Below are 21,391 nucleotides of genomic sequence, written 5' to 3' on the forward strand. Positions count from 1 at the left end.
AAGACTCACTTTTTCGCTACGCGAGTTACCTACAACCAAAATATATTTTGGTTTTGGTAGTCTGGAATTCTACGTTTTATTTCATTTTCAAACCCAGACCGCTGCGCTCTTTGGGTTCTCTGAATTCCATAAAACTTGAATTCTCACTAAAAATAAAGTAGGTCGGTTTAGATTTTGACTTATATTATAATTTCTGCTTTGTTTTATGAGATTGCTTCGTTCCTCGCAATGACGTTTTTTTGAATGACATTTTAGTTTATTTTAAATTCGAAATCATCGTCTCCTAGAATGCACTTGCCATCTACTGTGGTGCATACCTGGTAATTGTATGTGCCTTCTATGATGGCTTTACTTTTGAGGATTTTGACTTTTTGCCGAAATTCTGCTGTTTTTTCAAAATAGTTGACATTGACCTCGAATATGTCGTCGTATTCAGTTTTGGTGCCTATGGCTTTTATATTGCCTACTAACTTGTAGGTATCGTTTGGCTCGAACTCAAATTCTGTTTTCTTTGGCCCTACTTCATAGTTTTGGACATTGGAATATAAATGCCAAGTATCATCCAATTTTATTTTAAAAATCAGTTCGATGATGTCTCCTTTTTTAATCTTCTCTTTTGACACGCTAGTTGACCATTTTGCTGGTGTTAAGATTTGTGCATTTATTGCGAACATCGAAAACAGTAGTAATGATATACTACAGCATTGCTTCTTTATATTTATTTTCATACTATTAATTGATTGAACATTAGTTATTTTAAGTAGCGTAATTACCACTGTCATATTTTTACTATGCAAACTTGTTTGTAAAACAAGGGAGCTACTACTTACTAACCTTTTTTATTGATTGTCTTATTAACAATGAATCTAGCATCTTGTGATTTCACAGGAATGACAATTTCAATAAAATCCCCGACACAGAGCGTTGGGAATTTTTTTGGATAAAATACTAGTTCCTCATCTTGCCGTAAAATCAACACTTGGTTGTTATTACTACAACAAAAAATAAAAGAAGGGTGGGTCTTGTTTGTATTATAGGGTGGGTCTTGTTTGCATTAAAAAAACAAAACCTTGATTTTCAATTTTATAACTATTGATATCAACTACTTCGGTTGTTTCTCAATCACAATGGTATTAGTAGGTTTGTATTTTATTATTTGCTTTTTCTTTGCGCAACAAAAAAAAAGTAACAAAAGAAAAGACTATACTTCGTAGGAATTTCTTTTTGCACTTCGCTTGAAAAGAACCAAGACCAAAAAGCTATAAAAAAGAGTAGCTATTAATTTTTAAATATTTATTTTAAGAAAACTATTTTACCAACTTTTGCTTTCATATTAGATATCAAGGCTTAACTTGCTTGAAAGACTACCCAAACAAATAGCTCATCTATTATTATTAATGATATGGTATCAAAATAACGGTAATGATAATCGTTGTGTATTAGTAAAAATGAATGCTATATTTTCAGGCAGTACATTTTGTAGAATTATACTGGCCCATTTGTGTATTAATTATATTATAAATATGGCTCAAAAAAGGTATGTAGCCCATGTAATATTATCTTATATAAGCCATAATCTTATAATTAAAAATTAGAAAAAGGTGCCCACTTTAGGCTCATTTTTAATAAAAAGCTTCCACCCTAAAATACAAACTTATAAACTAGCTTTCTAGCTTCGTTTTAAAGGTAAACTTTCAAATTTCTTCCAACCTATAGCTAATATTTAAAATAATACATACCAGAATTTAGACTAATATTAATTATTTCAAGCTTTAATAGCTTATAATGAATTCATTAACTTGCTTTTATTGCCACAATAAGATTTGATGTTGACTCTTTTGGGTCTATATTAACTTTTATAGCTTTATTAGCTGCTTTTTCTCTCGAGTTTATATTATACTTCTTGCTTTGGTATCTAAAAAGGGAGCATAGTAGCTCTTATCTTTTGGAAGCGCTATATTTATCCATTTAGTGCCTCATCTAAAGCATACTTATTGGTAATGTTTTCATTACTAAAAACTCCACAGCCCCAATTGTTTAGACGAGGATAACTTTTTAGTAAATATTTGTAACATAGGTAATATATATTTTGGTATAGTTTTCTCAATCTTTAAAACTCTTCAAGAGTAACTCATTGTATGTCATACTGTAAGTTCTTTTGACATTTGTAGTATTTAAATAGGTGGTAATACGTTTAATCTATATAAATATAGAACTTTTTTTTGGCACTTGTAAGACTTTTTTGTATAAAGTATAAGAATAATAGCTGTCAGTATTGGAAAAAAAAGTGTCCTAAACGTAGAAATGGTGAGAAGAAATTCTCACCACTTTTTTTATGTTTCTTTTTAAAAATCATTTTTTTGCCCCTCATCAATTTGCTCTTTCATTAAAAATTACCACTTTATGATTTGTTAGCTTGTCCACTAAAAGGGAAAGGTAAGTACTTCCTCTTATAATTACGAACGAAACCAATTAATAATTATTAAATCGTGTAAATCTATATCTCAATCCACCAAACAACTCCCTTTCTGTAATAACCAACGTGAGATTCTTTTTTACTGACACGTCATTCTTATCCAATGGGTTAATAGTAAAATTTGTGATAGACACATTGCCTAAATTATCCATAAATTCAAAAGTGTAACTACCGTCAACTTTCTTTGCAGGAAACTCTATATAATCTGAAATAGTTCTATAGATCAATCCTGAAATAACATTTGAATTTTGTCTATCAATACTAATGTCTATTGGACCTGACGATTTAGACAAGTTAATAAAACGAACACCAACGACACTATCTGTAAATTGTTTAAAATTATCCCCTACCAATAAAACTTCTTCATCTCCAAAAGTACCTGAAAGGTATAACGAGTGAATACCTTTTAAGTTCAATGACTCCGAATAAATAGGGTTTAAAGTATCATTTTCGGTTACAACTTCTACTTGGTTACTGATGCTTTCTTCAATGAAAAAATTCCGAAATTCATCAAAACCTACCTTTGCTTCTGTTGTAGCATAATTAATGGGATAAGAGCCATTCTTTACTATAACATTATCAACTCCATTAATTAAATTGACTACCTTAATAGTGGCTGTTTTATGAAAATTACTATCGTCACTACAGTATAAGAATGTTAACATAAACAGACTTATAATAAATAGTTTAAAAACTGATTTCATAGCTTTACTTTTTGTTTAATATTAATTTTTTAATCCTAAGTATTTACGAATGAGTGGTTCCAATCTTTCACCTCTTGCATTTCTATCTACAATTACCCCTTCTTTATTTAAAAGCCAAACTGTGGGCAATGCCTTGATTTCGTATAAGGTATGGAAGCTTACAGAGACATCTGATCCCTTATCCAAACGTTGTGGCCAATTGGCACCAGTTTTTTTAAGAATATCAGATATTCTACTTTTGGCTACATCATTATCTGCAGCGATACCTATCACTTCAAAACCCAAATCTTTGTACTTATCATACATTGCTCTTACATGTGGCATTTCTTTAATACAGGGGCTGCAGTATGTTGCCCAAAAATCGATGAGCACTACTTTACCTTTCATCTTTTCAAGATTAATTCTATTTCCATCCATAGCTGTAAATGACAGCTCTAAAGGTTTAGAATAGTCTACTTCTTTTAAGGCATCTATAGCTGCAACATTTTCTGCGGCCAATTCATGTATAGCCTTAATACCTAGTTGGTCTGATTGCGGATGATTGCTTCCAGTAGTTTCAAAAAAATACTTCCAATAGGCATTAGAGGCCGCAGAAGAAAAGTGCTTAAGCAAACTCAAAATATTTTGGATGCGTTCACGCATCACTTCTAAACTTGCATATTTATTAAAATGATTCTCTAAAAGAAGTCTAATATATCCCCAATAATGTATCTCAAAACGATTCCAAAAGTCTGATTCTGATTTTTCTTTTGTCAAGGCATTATCGAACTTTATCGCTTTACGAAACTCGCGGGCTATCAACTGAAATTCGGCTACTTCCTTACGCTCTAAACTTGAATTTGAATTTATGACACTAGCTACCATATCATCTCCCGTTTTTAGCCATTGTTTCCATGCTTCATAATCTACTGGTAACAGTCGTTTAAATTTTGTATGATCTTTACGAGGAATAGCCGCTAAAACCTGCTCTAAACTATCAGAGATTACTTTTGGTATAAAATGAGGTTCGGCTCCAACATCAAAAAAGAAGTTTAATGCTTGATCATGACGTTTATCTTCTGGGTAGTTCTCAAAAAATGCCTTTGCCAATCGTGATCTTTTACTAAAATACTTATCATAATATTGTTGTAATTTTAATGCGCTCTCTTTTAAAGCTGCTTGCTCTTCTGCAACAGTACCATAAGCTGCCATAGCAAAATATAATTCATTCCAGTCCTTATCTGATTGCGTTTCTATATTTTGAGTACCATCACTTGTTTTTTGTGCCTGTATGCTAGTGGTAAAAAAAATAAGGAGCAGCAATACTAAAATTTTTAATTTTTGTATAGTTTCTTCTTTTATATTTGCAATAATATTCATGTTAACTTTATTTATTTGTTTTTCGTTTAACTGTTTTCAATACAATCTCAATTTTATAGGAATCGAAATATCATTCTTTTTTATATTAAATATTCATAGGTTTGTGCCTACACCCAATCAAGTTGGACACAGGCTCCGGAATAACAATTAATTTATTATTCTACAGTAATAATAATATCTATTGTTTTCCTTACTGGAGGGTAACAGATTTCATCATTACATGTTTGGTATATTATATTGGCTTTAATGGTTTGTTTGCCAGAGCTTATATTCTTTTCCACTTGAAACTCCTGGGACATTCTTACATCGTCCCCGCTATAAGTATCATAAAATCTATTTTGATCAGGCAACTCTAATTCGCCTATTATTTTTAATCCATTTGGTATTTTAAAAGTTACTTTTGTAGGAATTCTTCCTTGATCTGTATTTATAGCAATGGGGGCATATAAATACCAACTAGGTTCAATACTAAACGCAACAGTAATAACAAACCGTTCACCAAGTCGTACTTTTTCTGGTGCTTCAATAGTATAACTTACAGGGGTATTGAATCTTGTTTGATCCTCTACATGAGAAACCGTTGTAATTAATAGCAACCAAACTGTAACTATTATTTGTGCTTTATAAAACATTCTTACCTTTTTTAATTGTCAATTTTATGTGCTGTTTTTTAACTTTTTCCCTATGCAGAATAGCCCATTCCCTAAATAATCCACCTGTTAAGTTTTATAAATCTACCTTTAAGCAACCTTATCTGTTCGATAAAAACTGCTAATGGACATTTTCTTCACACTCCTATCTCCCTATTTTTCTCCCAACATAATATAGACATAGCCCTTATGCGCTAATGCTTTATTTTTATATCCTGCATTTCCATAATAATGTTTTAAATACCATCTTTTTGTAGGAAACCTTCTCTTCTCCATTTCATCTTCTGAAATCCCTAATTTTTTTTGAAATTCTTCTGCATTCTTTATATGTTTAGCTATTTTTTTTTTTTCTTTATCTGAATAATATGCAGGGTTTATTTTGTAAATCCCAGTATCTGCTTCCCATTGCCATGCTAATTCATGGTTAAAAATTCCATTTAAGGTTGGCACATTAGTTCCTATCAATAAGTCATTCACGCCATCATTGTTCCAATCGGCCACACATACATTAATCCAAGTTCCTGGAAATTCTTTCTCTTTATTTTTTGCCCAAAACAAAGGAATACCGGGTTCAAATCGCAGTTCTTTTTTCTCATTCGTCATACGTTTAGGGAAATTTAGACCACGAAAGAAGGTTATTGCTACTGCACCTTCATTCATAAAAGGAGAGGTTACCAAAATATCCAACACACCATCACCGTCCCAGTCTACTACATATGGCACAGTACTTTTACTACCAGATGGAGGAGGAAGCATATAACCAAATTGGTCTTTATAAACTGGGTTATATGCTTTTGTTAGTTCTTCCTTTGAGATCTCTTTAATTTTTAATGGGTCTCCGTTAACATCCAATAATATTTCACGTTTTCCAAATAATGGTTTAAACTTTGTTCCTATATTTTCACTAAACCGTATCGCACTACCTCCAACAATCATGTCCTGATCGCCATCATCATCGAAGTCACCAAAGGCTGCTGAAGAATACATCCAATAATTCATACTTTCAGGATTGTCACTTGGTAATGAAAATACAGATGGCAAAGTCCTATTTACCGAATTAGAATTATAAATCTCTTCAAGCTTTAAGCCTGGTAAAAACCCATATTCGCTTCCACGAAACCAGGTAATATATCCAGGTGTGTATTGTCCAGAAAGTAAATCTTCGTAACCATCACCATTTAAATCGGCAAATCGCGGGGTAAATGCTAAACAACAAAAAGTATGAATAGAAAGTAGAGCACCACTGGTATAGTCGTTTATATCTTCTGAATAAGCTCCTTTAGCATAGTGAAAATCATTATATTGAGGTGTCTCATTGGTTCCTACATTTAGATAAATACGAATACCATGTCCAAAATGCCTTTTGATTTCGACACCACTTCCAAATTCTCCAATCAATAAATCTTTTTTTCCATCACCATTCCAATCGTAGACTGCTGGAGCGGCCCATCCATGACCCTCGCTCATTACTGGTAATGAATCACTCATAATTAATTGGGGTTTCCCCAATTTGGGAGCTCCAGGTATATTGGCATTGATTAGTTCGGGAAAATCATTGGGCCCTAAAGTAATTTTATTCTTGTTCTTTATAATTGACTGGGCATGGGTTTGTTGGCTTATTATGAATAATAATAGATTTACTGTTAAGATTGCTTTTTTCATCAGTTTATATTTATTATTTTCAACTCTCTCCTTAAGGAGGGCGCTAGTTTAAAAAGTATGTTTGTAATTTGTTTAAGTTTAGTTTTTAGATTCTTTTCATGAGTTTCCTACTTACGAGAGAATGACAAATCACTTATTGATATCCATCATTTTGAGGTAATAAATTAGGGTTCAACAAAATTTCGGATTCCGGAACTGGAAATAAAACATTTGTATCTTTCCAATTAGGTTTTAAAGGTGTCAGTACTTCAGCAGCGTTTTCTGGACGCTCTAGTGTAAACCAACGTTTTAAATCAAACCAACGATGCCCGTATTCCGTAAACAGTTCTACTCGCCGTTCACGAAGAATAGCATCCAACAATTCCTGGGTTGTTGAGGACATGGTATTTCGTAGGCCAGCTCGGTTTCTAACCACATTTAGATCGGACTGGGCACCAGCTATCTTGTTAAGCTCTGCCCTAGCCTCGGCTCGGATCAAATATTGTTCTGCTAATCGAAATACAACAGGGTATTCAAATGATATCAGATCCTCATTACTTCCACTTGAAATAGAAGTTATTCCTTTCTCTTTATATTTAAATGCATAATAATAAGTATTTCCATCGTCAGTTATGCTGCCAACCCAGCTAGCTAACCGCTGGTCGCCAAATTCAAATTCATCTATAAATGACTCATATAAGGCAACATTAGTTGGTTTTGCAAATAAAATAAACGTTTCGGCATTACTGGTATTTTCTCCCACTGAAGGAGGTATAAATTGCCATATAGTCCCAGAAGCTTCTTTAAGAAACACCTCATCCATATTAGACTCCAATGCAAAAACACCTGAATCAATAACATTAGATGCCATATCTTCTGCATCTTGCCAGTTTTCTGCATAGAGATTAACCCTTGCAAGCAATGCTTCTACGACTGCCTTATATGGACGGATGCGTTCACCAGAAATATCATTATCTAATAATTCTAAAGCTTCCTCAAGATCTTTAATTATATTATCATAAACCTCATTAACATCATTACGTGACACTATCGTGTTGGCTATATAATTGGTATTTGTGATATAAGGTACCGGACCAAAAAGCTCAACTAATAGAGAATAAACATATCCTCTGATAAAAAGAGCTTCTCCTCTAAATTGATCTTGATTCTCCTGTGTTATAAATGTAGAATTTTCCACACTTTCTAAAACAGCATTAGCAACATATATTAGATTATAAGCACCCCCCCACCAACTAAATACAGTCCCATCTGATGCTATTATAGTATGATCGAATAAAGTGTTTTGGGTATTGAAGTAATCCAACTCATCGGTATATAATCCTAATTGGACACTTAAGTCGTCAGATAAGGATCCATCTCGCAAGTCAGCATATATGCCTCTCAAAACTGCATTAATAGTAGCTACATCCTCAAATACCAATTCGGATGTCAGTAGATTATTTGGCTGATCCACCTCAACAAAATCATCACAAGCCATAAAAGAACCTATTAACAAAGTTACATAAAATGACTTCCAAATTCTAAACCTTGTTATGGAAATACCCCAAAGCTGTTTTTCATTTATAATTTTCATAAGTTTATATTTATTTTTTGACCACATATAATATTCAACTAAACATTTATTTATTAATCTAAAATTTAGTCATGTATATTTCATCTGTACTGTTTTATCATTTTTCTATCTATTCTCTTTCCATTAGTCGGCTCTTTTCACTAAAATGATAGATTTAATCCCATAGTAAATTGCCGTAATGAAGACAAATTTCTGGGGGATGGGGTCTCTGGATCTCCACCATCATATTTGGTAATTACAAACAAGTTTTGTCCTTGTAGATAGACGTTTAAATCCAATCCCTTTATTAGTTCTTTGGGAAGGGTATAACTCAATGATACATTTCGTAATCGGATAAATGAGCCGTCAATAATACCAGCATTGCTAAATAAATAATTTTCCTGTGCATCCTTTTCTTCAGAGGTCCCCAAAAAATGATAACGTTGGATTGGATTCTGATCGCCTGCTTGCTGCCAACGATCTAAAGCTGTTATCAATATGTTTGAACTAGAACCAGGTTTCAGGCTTCTAGCAAAATACGATCTGATTTTCTGCTTTGTAAATTGGAAGAAGATCTCAAATTGTAAGTTTTTGTATGTTAGAGTATTTCCCAAGCCTCCAAAATATTTAGGCCCTAAATTCTCAAGCCATTGTTTGTCATCCCTGCCAATAACGCCATCATTATTATAATCTTCATATTGATAAACACCTGTCTCTAAATCCACTCCTATTAAATGAAATAATTTATTAATAGTTACAGGCTCTCCCAACACAAGTGTTCTAGCAAAGGAAGTGTTTTCCAAATTATCAAATTTTATAAGTTTGTTTTTATTAAAGGAGATATTAAAGTTGGTGCGCCAAGTAAATTGGTCACTCTTTATACTTACAGTATGTAAATCGATCTCTAACCCCGTATTTTGGACTAAAGCATCGAAGTTGCCATTTATATCAGCAAAGCCTGTAGTAATTGGTAAAGGGATATCAATTAGTTGGTTGGAAGAACGGTTGTGATACCAAGCCGTAGACAAAGAAACACGATTATTAAAAAATTCCATATCTAAAGCAGCTTCTAACTTCTTGGTCTCTCCCCAGGCAAAATTTGGATTAAAAAGACCTGTAGGATCTAACCCTGGACCATTATAATTACCAGCTCGATCACCTGAATAGGTATCCAAAAATTGGTAATTTCCTATATTATCACTACCCGTTATACCATAACTGGCACGCAATTTTCCAAAACTTAAAAGCTTACTATTTTCCAAAATCTTTTCCTCTGAAAATATCCAGGCCGCTCCAACGGCTCCAAAATAACCAAATTGTTTGCCAGGACCAAAGCGAGAGGACCCGTCACGACGCCCAGTAAGATTTACAATATATTTATCATCATAGTCAAGATTAACCCTAGCAAAGAACGATTGATATCTATATTTGGAACCTGTATCCGATAAAACAGTAATTCGATCAGCAGCTTTAAGATTGAGAATTTGGCTGTTACTAGCAAACCCAGATGCAATTAAATCAGATCGTTGGTCCTTATTACCCTGAAAGGTAGCTCCTACTAATACTTTTAGTTCGGTCTTCCCCAAATGGTGTTTCCAATTAATTTGTGGCTCTACGATCCAGGATTGTCGAGATCCATTATTTTTAATTATATTAGAGTTACTACTGTCATACCCAATAACTGGACCGAAACGGGTATGTGGTAACGCCCAATACGAGCTCAAATGATAGTCTGTATACCCCAGACTTGTTTTAAACTCAAGTGTAGGAATTGGGTGATATGATAATACAGCATTAGTAATTAGATTACGAGTGACAACATTATAGTCTTCTTCAAAATAAGACAAAGGGTTTCTCCATGTAAAATTTTCCCAATTTAAATTACCACTATTATCGAATAAATTAGGAGCATTAGGTGCTAAGGTCCTGGCCTGCTCTGTTAAATCATTTCCTGGTAGATTATTGGTGTCTGAACCATAATTTCCAGAAAAATTCAATTTAAATTTTTCATCTTCAGATTGGTGATTAATATTAACAAGCAGCGTTGTTTTGTCATATTTTGAGTCTCCTGGAAATACAGTACTCTCTGTCGAATAGCCTCCACTTAACATAAACTGAGTAAATTTATTACCTCCTGAAAATGACAGTTGTACATTTCGTCTGTAAGCTATGCCACCAATAAGAACCTCTTGCCAATCTGTATAGTGATTTTGATCCCATAAATATAAGTCCGGAGCTCTGCGCTTATATTGGTCTGGCAGTGATTCCAGAGTGTAACCATCATTATTAATAGCCTCCCTCCGTACTTCTAAATATTGCTGCGTATTTAATAAATCTACAAAACTAGCCACTTCACTTAAGGTAGTACTCATATTAAATTTGACCTGTGTTTTTCCAACTTTGCCTTTTTTTGTAGTGATTAGAATCACGCCATTGGCTCCTCGAGATCCGTAAATAGCCGTAGCATCTGCATCCTTAAGCACTTCGATACTTTTAATGTCTGCTGGATTTACAGTATTTAATGGACTTACGCCACCAGGGCTATTAAATCCTTCTGTAGTACTATTAGACTCCAATGACCCAGAATCATATGGTATCCCATCGATCACATATAAAGGATTATTTTCAGTACTATATGTTCCTGCTAGTCCATTTAAAAAGTTTAACCCTCGGATTTGTATACGAAAATTCCCCCCAGGAAGCCCTCCATTTTGGGCAATATTTACACCCGAGACATGACCTTGTAAAGCTATAATAGGATTATTAACGGGTTGTTTTTCTATGGTTTTAGCTTCTACTTTACTAATGTTTCCCGTTCTTTTTCTTTCGGAAGTATTGTAATAACCAGCATTGATCGTTATTTCATCCAACTGGCTAATGTCCTCTTTAAGTATAACATTTATCACCGTTTGATTTCCTACTGTAATCTCTTGTTTTTGAAAACCTAAATACGAAAACACTAGTACATTCGCAGGATCTGATACCGTAATGACATATTGTCCATCTAAATTAGTAGCTACACCATTATTTGTACCCTTTATTAAAACAGTAACACCAGGTATGGTGAGACCTAATTGATCTGTGACTCTACCAGAGATTTGATACTGCTGTGTATTCCTCTTCTTTATGAGAATATTATTATTAGCCGTAAAAATAATATCAATGTCGTTTACAGAAAGACTGTGGCTTAATAACTTTTTTAGCCTTATAACTCCTTTTTTGAGCTTTACTTTAGAAAGCCCATTGAACAAATTCTCATGATATATAAAAGAATAATCCGTTTGCTCCTTAATAATCTTAAATACCTCATCAACAGAAATCATTTTATCAGCATCTATCATAATCTTATCTTTTTGAGAGAAGACATGTTTTGGTGTTAAACAGAACAGTGTTGTACAAAACAAGAATATAAAGGTTCGCATCATGAGTTTTATAAAACCTTTCCCCGTTAAAAAAAGGTTATTCGTTATTATTTCATTAAATTTACGAAACATTTTATTAGTTAATTTTTAATTGATTCATTAATGTGTGTGAGGAGTAACAGTTTCTTACTTTCCAAGGTGACACTGTTTTCCTATTCTTTGAGACTCTAATTTTAAAACAACGCGTATATATTTTAAATTAGCCTATCAAACTAATCCCGTCTTGTATAAATCTAATTTATTATGCCAACGGCGGGATTTTTATCTTTTTTTTGTCTTGACTACCCATTTTTATAGGCATTTGTAATTGTTGTTTTTAGATACCATTTAACCCTACTTAAAATCTTGGAATTATTTTTTTATAATAGATCCCGCTTTTAGCGGGATAAGTTCGACTAACCACCTTGAGTGCACACTAAAGGCTTCTCAAGGTGGAGTCTCACTTACTTACTTCTTAATAATTCTTTTTGTTTCCGTACCTGCAGCAGTATGTATTTGTAAAATATACATACCCTTTGTTAAATTGCTCACATCAATATGTTCTTGTTTACTTTGTAATACCATTTGCCCTAAACTATTATACACATTAATATACTTTAGATCTGACACATTTTTTATATTCAAGATATTTTGCACTGGATTAGGATATACCCTTGTTTTTTGAGAAATATAATTAACTGGAATAGACAAAGTTGCATCACTCACTGATAAATCATCAAATGCCATAAGTCCTCCAGAAGATGTTACCGTAAATGACGTTACACCTGTCCAATTTAAGTCTACCGCACTTCCTAATACTCCATCTACCAATGACACCACTACTGGTGAATTACTGCCGCCTGTGGGGGTAAACGTATAATTTAGAGTTCTTCCAAAAAGTTCTACAGCAATAATGGAATTGACATCCACCGCCTCACTAAATGTAAACGTTGCTGAAGAACCACTAGCTAAAACAGCAAACCCAGAAGCTCCTCCATAACCGTCAGCCGAACCAGTATAAACAGTATCGTCAGGATCTGTACTGGTATCATTGTTGAACGTTACCGTAATTCCATCAATGGCCTCCGTTATATTATTACCATTATCAACTGCATTGGTGTCAAAATCAAAAACAATTCCTGATGGAGAACTAGCGATTGCACTTACTGATAAATCATCAAATGCCATAAACCCTCCAGAGGATGTTACAGTAAAGGACGTTACTCCTGTCCAATTTAAGTTGACTGTTGGAGCAACCCCTCCTACCAATGACACCACTACTGGTGAATTACTGCCGCCTGTGGGGGTAAACGTATAATCCAGAGAGGCCGTAGCTGCCTCTATTGCTATGATGGAATTGACATCCACCGCCTCACTAAATGTAAATGTTGCTGATGAGGCGCTACTAGCTAAAACAATATCTCCTGAGCTGCCACCAAATGAACTAGCTGCTACTGCCGAAGTATCGTCAGGATCTGTACTGGTATCATTGTTGAACGTTACCATAATTCCATCAATGGCCTCCGTTACATTATTACCATTATCAACTGCATTGGTGTCAAAATCAAAAACAATTCCTGATGGAGAACTAGCGATTGCACTTACTGATAAATCATCAAATGCCATAAACCCTCCAGAGGATGTTACAGTAAAGGACGTTACTCCTGTCCAATTTAAGTTGACTGTTGGAGCAACCCCTCCTACCAATGACACCACTACTGGTGAATTACTGCCGCCTGTGGGGGTAAACGTATAATCCAGAGAGGCCGTAGCTGCCTCTATTGCTATGATGGAATTGACATCCACCGCCTCACTAAATGTAAATGTTGCTGATGAGGCGCTACTAGCTAAAACAATATCTCCTGAGCTGCCACCAAATGAACTAGCTGCTACTGCCGAAGTATCGTCAGGATCTGTACTGGTATCATTGTTGAACGTTACCGTAATTCCATCAATGGCCTCCGTTATATTATTACCATTATCAACTGCATTGGTGTCAAAATCAAAAACAATTCCTGATGGAGAACTAGCGATTGCACTTACTGATAAATCATCAAATGCCATAAACCCTCCAGAGGATGTTACAGTAAAGGACGTTACTCCTGTCCAATTTAAGTTGACTGTTGGAGCAACCCCTCCTACCAATGACACCACTACTGGTGAATTACTGCCGCCTGTGGGGGTAAACGTATAATCCAGAGAGGCCGTAGCTGCCTCTATTGCTATGATGGAATTGACATCCACCGCCTCACTAAATGTAAATGTTGCTGATGAGGCGCTACTAGCTAAAACAATATCTCCTGAGCTGCCACCAAATGAACTAGCTGCTACTGCCGAAGTATCGTCAGGATCTGTACTGGTATCATTGTTGAACGTTACCATAATTCCATCAATGGCCTCCGTTACATTATTACCATTATCAACTGCATTGGTGTCAAAATCAAAAACAATTCCTGATGGAGAACTAGCGATTGCACTTACTGATAAATCATCAAATGCCATAAACCCTCCAGAGGATGTTACAGTAAAGGACGTTACTCCTGTCCAATTTAAGTTGACTGTTGGAGCAACCCCTCCTACCAATGACACCACTACTGGTGAATTACTGCCGCCTGTGGGGGTAAACGTATAATCCAGAGAGGCCGTAGCTGCCTCTATTGCTATGATGGAATTGACATCCACCGCCTCACTAAATGTAAATGTTGCTGATGAGGCGCTACTAGCTAAAACAATATCTCCTGAGCTGCCACCAAATGAACTAGCTGCTACTGCCGAAGTATCGTCAGGATCTGTACTGGTATCATTGTTGAACGTTACCGTAATTCCATCAATGGCCTCCGTTACATTATTACCATTATCAACTGCATTGGTGTCAAAATCAAAAACGGTTTGTGCACTAGCTGTATTGAAAGCTAATGCAAATAGCACTAATAAAAATGTAATTTTTTTCATGATTTGTATTTTTTAATTATTATTTAGTATTTGTTGTTTTCTGTTAAGTGCCTTCTTGCGAATTAGTTTATTTGCTAAACAGTTTCGCTTATTGTTTTTATCATTTATATCATAATATGGTGATACCATATATAATAACAAGGTAAAATTTGTGTGAGCACATCATTTATACTTCTGTAATAAGCGCATAATATGGGCTCTATACTTGCATAACAATAAAAAGCAATAGTAGGGTGGTATCTTTGTTAAAAAATATTTAATTATTTGTAACTAATTTATGAAAATAAATTTGTTTCACTGTTTAAAGGGTGTGTAAACTATTTGAAAACAACATATAGTACTAGGAGATTGAGTTCGTTTACACCAGCAAGCCCTTCTACTATTTTTGTTAAAAATTAAATGCTTTGCTAAAAGAATGTTACTTATAAGCTGTTGTGCATTTTTAAGTTAGCCTATAAGAGAATGCCGGTTTAAGTGATTTTGACGCAGGAAAAATTGTATTGAACACTCATTATAAAAGCCAAAATTTTTATTCTCGATACAAATTTTACTCCTTTTAATCGTAAAATTTATTCGAATTGACAGCATGTTATCAAAATGCACAATAGGTTTACTTTAATCTAATTGTACCTTCTTTACCAAGATAGTAAACCTTTTGTTTTTTTTATGTTTAAGCAATAGACGATGGTTTACTTTTTTATTTATAACAAGTTTTTTTATTGCCAAAAATTAAATCCACCTTTTTTTGTGAAGCAGATATCTGCCATAAAGAGACACGATGCCAGCGACAGAGAGGAAAGTATTATTTATTAGCCCAATGAAAGCGTTTGTATGGGTTCTTTACTTAATTGTTACTGTTTTATCGTTTATTTCATAGTTATTGATGAAATTGGTGCTCTTAATGGCTATAAGAATATCTTCGATGCTGTTACTTTTATTGAATGTCCCAATAAATTGTTCTTCTGTTTGCACCCCATTTTCAATAACCACGTCTATATCGTACCAACGAGACAGTACTTTAAAAATATCTTTTAGCGATTTCTTTTCAAAACTAAAAACACCCTCTTTCCAGGCGGTTTCGTTGTACACATCCACCATAGCCAAACTTATGTTATTCGTATCCAAGTTAAGATTTGCCTGTTGGTTGGGAACTAATATTTGATTTTTATCTGCAGTACTTACCGCTACCTTACCTTCTACCAACGTGGTATACACGTTTGTCTCCCCCTTATACGCTTTTATATTGAACTCGGTCCCTAGGACTTCGACTTCTTGAGCTTGATTAAACACCTTGAACTTTGCCCCCTTGTGCTCTGTACTTGGTGACACATCGAAATAGGCTTCTCCGTAAACGAGTTCTACCTGGCGCGTTTCCCCATCTTTAAAAGATACAGGGTATTTAATTTGAGTTTCGGAATTTAACCATACCATGGTGCCGTCTGCTAAGGTAGTTTTGAATTGCCCACCTCTTGGAATGGTTAGGGTGTTAAAGGATGTTTTGTTGTTGGTTGCTTTATTGTACACAATTTCCTCACCATTACTGGTTACCTGAGCTGTTTGGTAGGTGGTGCCTTTTGCAAGCGTTATTTCTTCTCCATTTTCTAACGTTAGGGTGGCTTTGTCGCTACCCTTTTTGATATTGTTGTTTACGATAATGGGTTCTGTAATTGGTGTATCGTTCGTTTTATTTACATTAAAAAATACGGTGAGGGCTACTATAATAAGTACGGATGCGGCAGCGGCATATTTGTAATAGCGTTTTCTTACCGGTGTTTTTAATTGACTACTAACGGTTTCCCAATCTTTTTCTGTGTTAATTTCTTTTAAAAGATCTACGTGTTTACCGTCTTTAATATCTGAGAGTATCTGTTCTTTTTTTTCATCACCAATAGCATTAAGTTCCTTTAAATCCTTTGGATTTTCATTCTTAATTAAAGCGGCTGCTATTTTTTTTGAAATTGGTTTTATTTTATTGGAATTACCCATTTAGATTTTTTTTAAGTTAAAAACTTATTTTACAATTTTTTTAAAATTCAAAACGATGCTACATGCCCATTGTTTTTCTCTGGTTTTTCGTTTTCAATCCATTGCTATAGCAATGACTACGAATACGGTAAAAGATGAAATTTAACTGAGTGATCATAACTTATTTTAATAACAAAAATGTAGCATGAGTTCTATGTTTATAATTAATACAACAGAATGATAAAAAGGAGTGGTATCTAAATGTTGAAGAAATTTCCTTAATTTTCGATAGGACATTTTTTTATGATCCTTAACGGTATTAATAGATATGGATAATTGTTCTGCTATCTCTTTATTTGTATAGCCTTTCATACTTAATCTTATGACTTTAGTCGCTTTTTCTGGTAGTTTTTTGAGGGCATTTTCTACAGCGACGGTGGTTTCTATAACGATAGCTTCAGACATAAATAATTCCTCGCTTTCAAAGTCTTCTGCTTTTGCAGTTTCATAACGCTCTGTAACCCTATACTGTTTGCTTTTTAAATAATTGAGACATTTATTTCTTACGGCTTTGTAAAAAAAACCTGTTGCATGGTTGTCATTCTCGAAAGCTATTTTATCTTCCCAGACTTTAATAAAAACTTCTTGAGCCATGTCTTTTGCGATTCCCATATCTTGGAGGTATTTATAGGCAAACACACAAAGTTGTGGATATAAGCTATTAAAAAGTTTATTATACTCTTTTAGCGTAAATTGGTTCTCATTTCTTCTCACTAACCATAGTATTTGTATCAAACAAAACTAAATAATAAAATTCTAATTTTCACAGCTATCCGATAGTTTTTACAAAAGAGTGGTTTGAGTCCCCTTATTTTTGATTTGTACAAATCATCGTTTTACCGGTTTTAGTGTCTTTTTGCTTTCTAATTTGCTTCATTTATTTCTATACAATAGACTTTGTTTTAATTGAAGTTTTTAGAGAATTATGCACCCTTCCATTTTCTTATTGGACAAATAGTATGTTTAGTCTTTGTAACAAAACATTTAATTAAATAAAAAAATCCTGACAATAATTAGTCTTCTATTATTTATGCTTAACTGGTTGATTCTGTGATAGGGTAGGAGGACTAAAAGGTTTTTAAAGACTGGCTAATTTGCTTTTACTTTTATTACGGTGTCTTTGTTTTCCTTTTTTAATTTTTCTTTTAAAAGGAACATATCATCACTTACTTTTCTGTCTAAAATTTTAGCATAATGTTGGGTTGTTTTTAAGGATTTATGTCCAAGCATTTTACTTACTGATTCTATTGGAACACCATTGCTTAATGTAACTGTAGTTGCGAATGTATGGCGGGCTAAATGAAAGGTTAAGTTTTTTTGTATGCCACAAACATCTGCTATTTCTTTTATGTAAGCATTCATTTTTTGATTGCTTAAAACCGGAAGTAATTTGTTGTTTTCTTGAAGTGTATGAGCTTCTTTATACTTTTCTAAAATTTGTAAAGGAATTGGGAGTAGTGGGATGTTACTTCTGGTGTCTGTTTTGGTTCTGTTAAATTTGACCCACATTTCGCCATCAATACCTCTTACTAAATTATTATCTGTTAGTTTTTGGACATCTGAATATGCTAAACCTGTATAGCAACAAAAAATAAATATATCTCTTACTTGTGCTAATCTTACTATTTTTAATTCTTTGTTGATCATTGTCTGAAGCTCTTCTTTTGATAAATACTCGCGTTCAGTTTCTTTTGATTGTGTTTTGTAGTTGATAAAAGGATCTTTGTCTATCCAATTATTTGCTAAAGCAATGCCTATTATTTTTTTTAGACTTTTTAGATACCGCATTGTAGAATTGTGATTGCAGTTTTTTTCGCTTTTTAAATAGAACTCGAAGTCTGTTAAAAATTGGTGGTTTATTCTTTTTATAGCAATTTCATTTATTTTTAAGTTGTTCGTTAAAAAGTACTGAATATGTTTTAGTGTTGTTTTATATCTCTTTAAAGTATTTAACGCGTATTCTTTGCCAACCAATTTTTCCATTTGATTGTTGTGTGTTGTGAAAATTTCAATCAGCATTTTTTCTTTTTCACCAATTCCTAAATATGAGTTTTTTAATGCTTTTGAAGTAATCGGTATATTTTTTTCTATGAGCTCTTGATGGATTGTGTAAATTTTATTTTTTAGAACATCCATTAATCGGTTAAGACTTCTTACTTCTGGAGTGGTTCCTCTAACTTTACCCGCTTTTAAATTCCAGCTTGATATGTCAATTTTTCGTTGAATACTTAACTCACTTCTTCTTCCATTGACTGTAATTCTCATATAAATGGGAGTTTTACCGTCTTTATTTGTGTGGTTCTTTTTTGGGTAAAAAAGTATAGAGAAAGTATTTTGCATTTGGTCACCTCTTTTTAGTGGTATAAATATACAAAAATAATAATAATTAATAAAATATAAGTTATTGTTTATTAGGTGTTTGCGATTAATTCGGTGACTATTTTTTAAATTTTATTTAGGCACCGAATTAGCCTCTTTTTATTTAAGAAAATTAGCTTTTAATAGTCGTTAAAGAAAATTAAAAATCCTTATAAACATAGGGTTTATAAGGATTTGTTGTGTTTTGGTAGGTTATTTGTACTCAAGGTGGGAATCGAACCCACACTCCCGAAAGAACTGGATTTTGAATCCAGCGCGTCTACCAATTCCGCCACTTGAGCAATAATAAACTTAGAAAGAAATATTAATTTTCAATAAATGTGAAAATCAATGTAAACTCTAAACTTTTGAGATTGCAAACTTACTAAATATTTTTAATTTTAAAGTCAAAAAATAAATTTCACACGCAATAAATAATTTCTACTTTTGTGATTCAACAACAACACAACAAAAAAACAAACAAATGTCTGAAAATCAACTTGCACCAAAGTTATTTGCGTGTAGACAAAGTACAGTTTTAGCAGAAAAAATTGCCAAAGAATACAACACAACATTAGGTAAAGTAGATACAACCTATTTTAGCGATGGCGAATTTCAGCCAGCTTTTGAAGAATCTGTAAGAGGAAGACGTGTTTTTATTATTGGATCTACATTCCCAAATGCAGATAATTTAATGGAAATGTTATTAATGTTAGATGCTGCAAAAAGAGCATCAGCTAGACATATTACTGCAGTAATGCCTTATTTTGGTTGGGCAAGACAAGACAGAAAAGATAAGCCTAGAGTTGCTATTGGTGCAAAACTAGTTGCAAAACTTTTAGAAGCTGCTGGAGCAACTAGAATTATGACCATGGATTTACATGCAGACCAAATTCAAGGGTTTTTTGAAAAACCAGTAGATCACTTATTCGCTTCAACTATATTTTTACCATACATTAAAAGCTTAAATTTAGAGAATTTAACGATTGCATCTCCAGATATGGGAGGTTCTAAAAGAGCGTATGCATATTCAAAACATTTAATGTCTGATGTTGTAATTTGTTACAAACAAAGAATAAAAGCCAATATAATTTCTACCATGGAATTAATTGGTGATGTTGAAGGTAAAAATGTTGTTTTAGTAGATGACATGATCGATACTGGAGGAACATTAGCACATGCTGCCAATTTAATGATGGAAAGAGGAGCTTTAAGTGTACGTGCAATTTGTACACATCCAATACTTTCTGGAGATGCTTATGAGAAGATTGAAAACTCAGCATTAACAGAATTAATTGTTTCAGATACAATTCCTTTAAAGAAAGAGACTTCTAAAATAAAAGTTGTATCTTGCGCGCCCTTATTCGCTGATGTTATGCACAAAGTTCAGGATAACACCTCAATAAGTGGTCAATTTTTAATGTAAACTTCATCTCTATCTTTATAAAATAAATAAGAAGAATGGAAAAATTAATTTAAATTAAGTATAAAGTAATGAAATCAATTTCAATTAAAGGATCAAAAAGAGAAAGCGTGGGCAAGGTAGCTACCAAAGCCTTACGTAATGCTGGTATGGTTCCTTGCGTTATTTACGGAGGAGAAACACCAATACACTTTTCAGCAGAAGAAAAAGCGTTTAAAAACTTGGTATATACTCCTAACGTATATACTGCAAGTCTTAATGTTGATGGACAAAAAATAAGCGCAGTTTTACAAGATATTCAGTTTCACCCTGTAAAAGATACTATTTTACATGTAGATTTTTATCAATTATTTGATGATAAAGAAATTACAATGAATATTCCTGTAAAATTAACAGGTACTTCTCCTGGAGTTTTAAATGGTGGTTCTTTACGTTTTACAAACCGTAAATTAAAAGTAAAAGCATTACCAGCTAATTTACCAGATTTTGTAAGCGCAGATATTTCTAAATTAAAAATCGGACATAAATTAGTAGTTAAATCTTTAATTAATGAAGATTATACTTTTATGCACCCAGATAATACAGTAGTTGTACAAGTGAGAACTTCACGTAACGCAACTGCAGTAGAAGATGATGAAGATGAGGAAGTAGAAGCAACTGAAGAAGGAGCAACTGCTACTGAATAATTAGTCTTATAAATAGATATATTAAAAGCGTTACATTTTTGTAACGCTTTTTTTTTAACCCTGAAGTTTTCAATTTATACACATAAAAGATCTTTATATTTTAAGAAAAATAAAACTCATCACTTAAAAAAAATAGAAATCGA

Annotated in this window: 13 protein-coding genes and 1 tRNA gene; 2 read left to right on the plus strand and 12 right to left on the minus strand. The window is 33.4% G+C overall.

Features of this window, described 5'->3' with window-relative positions; translation table 11 throughout:
• Positions 1-251: 251 nt before the first annotated feature.
• The 12 genes from LPB03_RS12110 to LPB03_RS12170 all read right to left on the minus strand — a co-directional run bounded on the left by LPB03_RS12110 (position 252) and on the right by LPB03_RS12170 (position 19,441).
• Positions 252-674, minus strand: a complete 423-nt coding sequence (locus LPB03_RS12110; RefSeq protein ID WP_170324225.1) for a protein-disulfide reductase DsbD domain-containing protein — start codon at positions 672-674, stop codon at positions 252-254.
• Positions 675-2,472: 1,798 nt separating this feature from the next.
• Positions 2,473-3,180, minus strand: coding sequence for a DUF4397 domain-containing protein (locus LPB03_RS12120; RefSeq protein ID WP_139058982.1), 708 nt, complete (start codon positions 3,178-3,180; stop codon positions 2,473-2,475).
• A 21-nt stretch (positions 3,181-3,201) separates the two neighbouring features.
• On the minus strand, positions 3,202-4,539 hold the full coding sequence (locus LPB03_RS12125) for a TlpA family protein disulfide reductase (protein WP_065319863.1): 1,338 nt from the start codon (positions 4,537-4,539) through the stop codon (positions 3,202-3,204).
• A gap of 155 nt (positions 4,540-4,694) precedes the next feature.
• Positions 4,695-5,171 carry a protein-disulfide reductase DsbD domain-containing protein gene (locus tag LPB03_RS12130; RefSeq protein ID WP_065319864.1) on the minus strand — a complete coding sequence of 159 codons (477 nt, stop codon included), beginning with the start codon at positions 5,169-5,171 and terminating at the stop codon, positions 4,695-4,697.
• Between the two features lie 171 nt (positions 5,172-5,342).
• Positions 5,343-6,851, minus strand: a complete 1,509-nt coding sequence (locus LPB03_RS12135) for an FG-GAP repeat domain-containing protein (protein ID WP_065319865.1) — start codon at positions 6,849-6,851, stop codon at positions 5,343-5,345.
• Positions 6,852-6,984: 133 nt separating this feature from the next.
• Complete coding sequence (locus LPB03_RS12140) at positions 6,985-8,424, minus strand: RagB/SusD family nutrient uptake outer membrane protein (RefSeq protein ID WP_170324226.1); 1,440 nt, start codon at positions 8,422-8,424, stop codon at positions 6,985-6,987.
• A 140-nt stretch (positions 8,425-8,564) separates the two neighbouring features.
• Positions 8,565-11,897, minus strand: a complete 3,333-nt coding sequence (locus tag LPB03_RS12145; protein WP_139058983.1) for a SusC/RagA family TonB-linked outer membrane protein — start codon at positions 11,895-11,897, stop codon at positions 8,565-8,567.
• A 375-nt stretch (positions 11,898-12,272) separates the two neighbouring features.
• Positions 12,273-14,756 carry a T9SS type A sorting domain-containing protein gene (locus LPB03_RS12150; protein WP_070239024.1) on the minus strand — a complete coding sequence of 828 codons (2,484 nt, stop codon included), beginning with the start codon at positions 14,754-14,756 and terminating at the stop codon, positions 12,273-12,275.
• 840 nt (positions 14,757-15,596) lie between these two features.
• Positions 15,597-16,742: a FecR family protein gene (locus LPB03_RS12155; RefSeq protein WP_065319867.1), complete on the minus strand. Its 1,146-nt coding sequence runs from the start codon at positions 16,740-16,742 to the stop codon at positions 15,597-15,599.
• 165 nt (positions 16,743-16,907) lie between these two features.
• Positions 16,908-17,495 carry an RNA polymerase sigma-70 factor gene (locus LPB03_RS12160; RefSeq protein ID WP_170324227.1) on the minus strand — a complete coding sequence of 196 codons (588 nt, stop codon included), beginning with the start codon at positions 17,493-17,495 and terminating at the stop codon, positions 16,908-16,910.
• Positions 17,496-17,870: 375 nt separating this feature from the next.
• On the minus strand, positions 17,871-19,121 hold the full coding sequence (locus tag LPB03_RS12165; RefSeq protein ID WP_065319869.1) for a site-specific integrase: 1,251 nt from the start codon (positions 19,119-19,121) through the stop codon (positions 17,871-17,873).
• Between the two features lie 238 nt (positions 19,122-19,359).
• Positions 19,360-19,441, minus strand: a tRNA-Leu gene (locus LPB03_RS12170).
• A gap of 182 nt (positions 19,442-19,623) precedes the next feature.
• Between LPB03_RS12170 and LPB03_RS12175 the strand changes: the two genes are divergently transcribed.
• Both LPB03_RS12175 and LPB03_RS12180 read left to right on the plus strand, forming a co-directional pair.
• The gene (locus LPB03_RS12175) at positions 19,624-20,565 is read left to right on the plus strand and encodes a ribose-phosphate pyrophosphokinase (protein WP_065319870.1); all 942 of its coding nucleotides are present in this window, start codon (positions 19,624-19,626) and stop codon (positions 20,563-20,565) included.
• A gap of 68 nt (positions 20,566-20,633) precedes the next feature.
• Positions 20,634-21,248, plus strand: coding sequence for a 50S ribosomal protein L25/general stress protein Ctc (locus tag LPB03_RS12180; protein ID WP_065319871.1), 615 nt, complete (start codon positions 20,634-20,636; stop codon positions 21,246-21,248).
• The last annotated feature ends 143 nt before the right edge of the window (positions 21,249-21,391 follow it).

Origin of the sequence: Polaribacter vadi (genome assembly GCF_001761365.1) — a bacterium.
Lineage (GTDB): Bacteria > Bacteroidota > Bacteroidia > Flavobacteriales > Flavobacteriaceae > Polaribacter > Polaribacter vadi.

Coding starts and splice junctions, on each gene's coding strand:
- LPB03_RS12180 (WP_065319871.1), top strand. CDS start 20,634: ATGAAATCAATTTCAATTAAAGGATCAAAAAGAGAAAGCGTGGGCAAG.
- LPB03_RS12155 (WP_065319867.1), bottom strand. CDS start 16,742: ATGGGTAATTCCAATAAAATAAAACCAATTTCAAAAAAAATAGCAGCC.
- LPB03_RS12135 (WP_065319865.1), bottom strand. CDS start 6,851: ATGAAAAAAGCAATCTTAACAGTAAATCTATTATTATTCATAATAAGC.
- LPB03_RS12140 (WP_170324226.1), bottom strand. CDS start 8,424: ATGAAAATTATAAATGAAAAACAGCTTTGGGGTATTTCCATAACAAGG.
- LPB03_RS12110 (WP_170324225.1), bottom strand. CDS start 674: ATGTTCGCAATAAATGCACAAATCTTAACACCAGCAAAATGGTCAACT.
- LPB03_RS12150 (WP_070239024.1), bottom strand. CDS start 14,756: ATGAAAAAAATTACATTTTTATTAGTGCTATTTGCATTAGCTTTCAAT.
- LPB03_RS12165 (WP_065319869.1), bottom strand. CDS start 19,121: ATGCAAAATACTTTCTCTATACTTTTTTACCCAAAAAAGAACCACACA.
- LPB03_RS12125 (WP_065319863.1), bottom strand. CDS start 4,539: ATGAATATTATTGCAAATATAAAAGAAGAAACTATACAAAAATTAAAA.
- LPB03_RS12130 (WP_065319864.1), bottom strand. CDS start 5,171: ATGTTTTATAAAGCACAAATAATAGTTACAGTTTGGTTGCTATTAATT.
- LPB03_RS12175 (WP_065319870.1), top strand. CDS start 19,624: ATGTCTGAAAATCAACTTGCACCAAAGTTATTTGCGTGTAGACAAAGT.
- LPB03_RS12120 (WP_139058982.1), bottom strand. CDS start 3,180: ATGAAATCAGTTTTTAAACTATTTATTATAAGTCTGTTTATGTTAACA.
- LPB03_RS12145 (WP_139058983.1), bottom strand. CDS start 11,897: ATGTTTCGTAAATTTAATGAAATAATAACGAATAACCTTTTTTTAACG.